This window comes from Methylibium sp. T29 (assembly GCF_000576205.1).
Taxonomy (GTDB): domain Bacteria; phylum Pseudomonadota; class Gammaproteobacteria; order Burkholderiales; family Burkholderiaceae_C; genus Methylibium; species Methylibium petroleiphilum.
Window position 1 is genome coordinate 1 of the sequence record NZ_AZND01000229.1, and the last position, 5,289, is coordinate 5,289.

Consider the following 5,289-nt stretch of genomic DNA (forward strand, 5'->3'; position numbering starts at 1 on the left):
GGCCACCGAAGCCAGCGCCGCCCCCAACCCCGGCCGGATCGGTGCCGCCGGCCATCGCGAGGTCCGGCTTGCCGCCCCCCTTGCCGCCGACCTGCTGCGCCACGAAGTTGACCAGCTCGCCGGCCTTGACCCGGGCGGTCGCATCGGCGGTCACGCCGGCGGCGAGCTGCACCTTGCCGCCCTCCACCACTGCCAGCACGATGGCCGCGCTCTTGAGCTTGTTCTTCAGCTGGTCCAGGGTGTCGCGCAGCGCCTTCGCGTCGGCGCCTTCGAGCCGGGCCGCCAGCACCTTCAGACCCTTCACGTCGACGGCCTGTGCCAGCAGCCCGTCACCCTGCGAGGAAGCGAGCTTGCCCTTCAGCGCGGCGAGCTCCTTCTCCAGCGTGCGCAGCTGCTCCAGCACCGCGGCGACGCGGCCCGGCACCTCGGCCGGCGCCGCCTTCAGCGCGCCGGCCAGACCGGCCACCGTGCCCTCGAGCTGCTGCACGTAGGCCAGCGCGTTGTCGCCGGTGATCGCCTCGACGCGGCGGATGCCGGCCGCGACGCCGCTCTCGGCGACCACCTTGAACAGCCCGATGTCGCCGGTGCGCTGCACATGGGTGCCGCCGCACAGCTCGCGGCTGCTGCCGATGTCGAGCACGCGCACCTCGTCGCCGTACTTCTCGCCGAACAGCATCATCGCGCCGAGCTTCTGCGCCTCCTCCATCGGCAGCACGCGCGCCTGTGTCGGCGCGTTGGCCAGGATCTCGGCGTTGACGATCGCCTCCACCTTCGCGATCTGCGCATCGCTCATCGGCGCGTTGTGCGCGAAGTCGAAGCGAGTGCGCTCGGCGTTCACCAGCGAGCCCTTCTGCTGCACGTGGCCGCCCAGCACTTCGCGCAGTGCCTTGTGCATCAGGTGGGTCACGCTGTGGTTGCGCACGGTCCTGGCGCGCTGCTCCCCGTCGACCCGCGCGTTCAGCACGTCGCCGACCCGGATCTCGCCCTCGACCACGCGGCCGTGGTGGCCGAACACGTCGGCCTGGATCTTCTGCGTGTCCTCCACGATCACGCGGCTCGTGCCGTTGCGCAGCTCGCCGCCGTCGCCGACCTGGCCGCCGCTCTCAGCGTAGAACGGCGTGTGGTCGAGCACGATCACCGCGTCGTCGCCGGCCTTCGCGCTCGGCACGGCCGAACCATCGACGTAGACCGCGGTGACCTTCGAGCCCTCGTGCACCAGGTGCTCGTAGCCGTGGAAGGTGGTGGCCGCACCGGCGTACTCGAGGCCGGCGGCCATCTTGAACTTGCCGGCCGCGCGCGCCTGCTCGCGCTGGCGCTTCATCGCGGCGTCGAAGCCGGCCTGGTCGACCGTCACGCCGCGTTCGCGGCAGACATCGGCGGTCAGGTCGAGCGGGAAACCGTAGGTGTCGTGCAGCTTGAAGGCGGTTTCACCGTCGAGGGTCTTCGCGCCGCCGGCCAGGGCCGATTCCAGGATCTCCATCCCGTTGGCGATGGTCTGGAAGAAGCGCTCCTCCTCCTGCTTCAGCACCTCGGTCACGCGCGCCTCGGCGCGGGCCAGCTCGGGGTAGGCCTCGCCCATCTGGCGCACCAGCTCGGCCACCAGCGTGTGGAAGAAGGGCTTGCGGGCGCCGAGCTTGTAGCCGTGGCGGATGCCGCGGCGGGCGATGCGGCGCAGCACGTAGCCGCGGCCCTCGTTGCCGGGGATCACGCCGTCGACGATGGTGAACGAACAGGCGCGGATGTGGTCGGCAATGACCTTCAGCGACGGCGAGTCCTTGTCGCTGTCGCCTGCGCCGGCCGCGTCCACCGCCTGCTTGGCCGCCGCCAGCAGCGCGACGAACAGGTCGATCTCGTAGTTGGAGTGCACGTGCTGCAGCACCGCGGTGATGCGCTCCAGGCCCATGCCGGTGTCCACGCTCGGCTTGGGCAGCTTGTGCATCACGCCCGCCTCGTCGCGGTTGAACTGCATGAACACGTTGTTCCAGATCTCGATGTAGCGGTCGCCGTCCTCGTCGGGCGAACCGGGCGGGCCGCCGGGGATCTCGGGGCCGTGGTCGTAGAAGATCTCGGTGCACGGGCCGCAGGGCCCGGTGTCGCCCATCATCCAGAAGTTGTCGGAGGCGTAGCGCGCGCCCTTGTTGTCGCCGATGCGCACGATGCGCTCGGCCGGCACGCCGACCTGCTTGTTCCAGATCTCGTAGGCCTCGTCGTCCTCCGCGTAGACGGTGACCCAGAGCTTGTCCTTGGGCAGCTTGAAGACCTCGGTCAGCAGCTCCCAGGCATAGGCGATGGCATCCTGCTTGAAGTAGTCGCCGAAGCTGAAGTTGCCCAGCATCTCGAAGAAGGTGTGGTGCCGCGCCGTGTAGCCCACGTTCTCGAGGTCGTTGTGCTTGCCGCCGGCGCGGATGCACTTCTGTGCCGTGGTGGCGCGCGAGTACGGGCGCTTGTCGAAGCCGAGGAACACGTCCTTGAACTGGTTCATCCCCGCATTGGTGAACAGCAGCGTCGGGTCGTCGCCGGGCACCACCGGGCTCGAGGCCACGATCTGGTGGCCCTTGGACTCGAAGAACTTCAGGAAGGCGGAACGGATCTCGGAGGCTTTCATGCGGGGGCTCGGTCGGGTCGGCGGGCGGTGCGCGGCGGCGGTCCGCGACGCGCGAATGCTGGCGCAAGTGCTTGATTCAACAAACTTTTTCATTATAGGTTTGCAACCCTCATGGCCTGCGTGGAACAGGGTCGGCGCGTATCATCGAAAACCGGTTCCGGAGACACCGCATGGACATGAAGAATTCGCCGCTGGCCACCCTGGCCGACCCCACCCTGCTGAAGACCGCCGCGCTGATCGATGGGGCATGGGTCGACCGCGGCGAACACTTCGCCGTCACCGACCCTGCCACCGGTCAGGTTCTGGCGCAGGTGGCCAACCTGGGTGCTGCCGACGCCGAAGCCGCCCTCGCCGCCGCGGCGCGCGCCTGGCCGGCCTGGCGCGCCAAGACCGCCAAGGAACGCGCTTCGGTGCTGATGAAGTGGTACCAGCTGCTGCTGCAGCACGCCGACGACCTGGCCCGCATCATGACCGCCGAGCAGGGCAAGCCGCTGGCCGAGGCCAAGGGCGAGGTGGGCTACGGCGCCAGCTTCATCGAGTGGTTCGCCGAGGAAGCCAAGCGCGTCTACGGCGAGACGGTCCCGACCACCGACAACAACAAGCGCTACCTGGTGCTGAAGCAGGCGATGGGCGTGTGCGCGGCCATCACGCCGTGGAACTTCCCGATCGCGATGATCACCCGCAAGGTCGCGCCGGCGCTGGCCGCCGGCTGCCCGGTGGTCATCAAGCCGGCCGAGCAGACGCCGCTGTCGGCGCTGGCCGTTGCCGAGCTGGCGCAGCGCGCCGGCATGCCGGCCGGCGTGCTGAACGTGCTGACGGCCGACGCGGAGCGCTCGATCCAGATCGGCAACGTGCTGTGCGCCAGCGACACCGTGCGCCACCTGAGCTTCACCGGCTCCACCGAGGTCGGCCGCATCCTGATGAAGCAGTGCGCGCCGACCATCAAGAAGCTGAGCCTGGAGCTCGGCGGCAACGCGCCCTTCATCGTGTTCGACGATGCCGACCTCGACAGCGCGGTCGAGGGCGCGATGATCAGCAAGTACCGAAACGCCGGCCAGACCTGCGTGTGCGCGAACCGGCTCTACGTGCAGGCCGGCGTCTACGACGCCTTCGTCGAGAAGCTGGCGGCGAAGGTGAAGGCCATCAAGGTCGGCAACGGCTTCGAGGCCGGCGTGACCCAGGGGCCGCTGATCGATGAGGCGGCGCTGGCGAAGGTGGAATCCCACGTGGCCGACGCGCTGGCCAAGGGTGCGAAGCTGCTGACCGGCGGCCAGCGCATCGGCGAGCGCTTCTACGCGCCCACGGTGCTGGCCCAGGCCACGGGCGAGATGCTCTGCGCCCGCGAGGAGACCTTCGGCCCGGTGGCGCCGGTGTTCCGCTTCGAGACCGAGGCCGAGGTGGTGGCGCTAGCCAACGACACCGAGTTCGGCCTGGCCAGCTACTTCTACAGCCGCGACGTGGGCCGCATCTTCCGCGTCGGCGAGGCGCTGGAGTACGGCATGGTCGGCATCAACACCGGCCTGATCTCGACCGCCGAGGTGCCGTTCGGCGGAGTCAAGCAGTCGGGCCTGGGCCGCGAGGGCTCGCACCACGGCATCGACGACTACGTGGAGATCAAGTACCTCTGCCTGGGCGACATCCAGAAATGACCCCCTGCTGAGCCACGGACATCATGGAACTGCGTCACTGGGTCCTCGTCGTCTTCCTCGCCTCGGCGCTGTTCATCCACTTCCGCGGCAAGGTGCGTTTCCCGCTGAAGCGGGCACTCGACTTCACCATCGTGCTGGCGCCGGTGAACGCGCTGATGTACCTGTTCTCGCGCGTGCCGGCCAAGGCCTACCTCGACCCGCAGCAGTTCCCGGAACTGGCGCCGCTGCAGGCGAACTGGCAGACCATCCGCGACGAGGCGCTGAAGCTCAACGACGAGGGCCAGATCCGTGCGGCCGCGAGCTACAACGACATCGGCTTCAACTCCTTCTTCCGCACCGGCTGGAAGCGCTTCTACCTCACCTGGTACGGCAAGGAACTGAGCAGCGCCAACGCGCTGTGCCCGCAGACGGTGGCGCTGCTGAAGAGCATCCCCAGCATCAAGGCAGCGATGTTCGCGTCGCTGCCACCGGGGGCCACGCTGGTGCGGCACCGCGATCCCTACGCCGGCTCGCTGCGCTACCACCTGGGACTGACCACGCCCAACGACCCCGGTTGCTTCATCGAGGTGGACGGCCAGCGCTACCACTGGAAGGACGGCGAGGTGGTGATGTTCGACGAGACCTTCATCCACCACGCCGCCAACGAGACCCAGCAGCAGCGCGTGGTGCTGTTCTGCGACGTGGAGCGCCCGTTGCACACGGCGCCGGTGCGCTGGTTCAACCGCATGTTCGCAACCCACGTGATGGCCGCCGCGTCGTCGCAGAACGAGACCGGCGACGAGCCGGTGGGCGCCATCAACCGCTTCTTCGCGTTCGCCTACCAGCTGCGCCTGAAGGCCAAGGCCCTGAAGGTCAGCCACCGGCAGGTCTACTACGCCGGCAAATGGCTTCTGATCGTCGGCCTGCTGTGGCTGCTGTTCTACTGAGCGCCGCCTGATCCCGCCGGGCCCGGCGCAGGGCCGTCGTCCCCGCGCTCGTCGTTGGCCGCCTCGACCGGGCCGCGCTCGACGTGGTTGGCGAAGCCGGCGCGGCCCA

At 68.9% G+C, this 5,289-nt stretch carries 3 protein-coding genes; 2 read left to right on the forward strand and 1 reads right to left on the reverse strand.

Features of this window, described 5'->3' with window-relative positions:
• On the reverse strand, nucleotides 1-2,605 hold a 2,605-nt coding region (gene alaS, locus x551_RS18115), incomplete at its 3' end, for an alanine--tRNA ligase (RefSeq protein WP_036249918.1).
• A 170-nt stretch (nucleotides 2,606-2,775) separates the two neighbouring features.
• Between alaS and x551_RS18120 the strand changes: the two genes are divergently transcribed.
• Nucleotides 2,776-4,254: an NAD-dependent succinate-semialdehyde dehydrogenase gene (locus x551_RS18120; protein ID WP_036233844.1), complete on the forward strand. Its 1,479-nt coding sequence runs from the start codon at nucleotides 2,776-2,778 to the stop codon at nucleotides 4,252-4,254.
• A gap of 29 nt (nucleotides 4,255-4,283) precedes the next feature.
• Entirely contained in the window at nucleotides 4,284-5,180 is an 897-nt protein-coding gene (locus tag x551_RS18125; RefSeq protein ID WP_152543573.1) for an aspartyl/asparaginyl beta-hydroxylase domain-containing protein, read from the forward strand.
• Nucleotides 5,181-5,289: the final 109 nt, after the last annotated feature.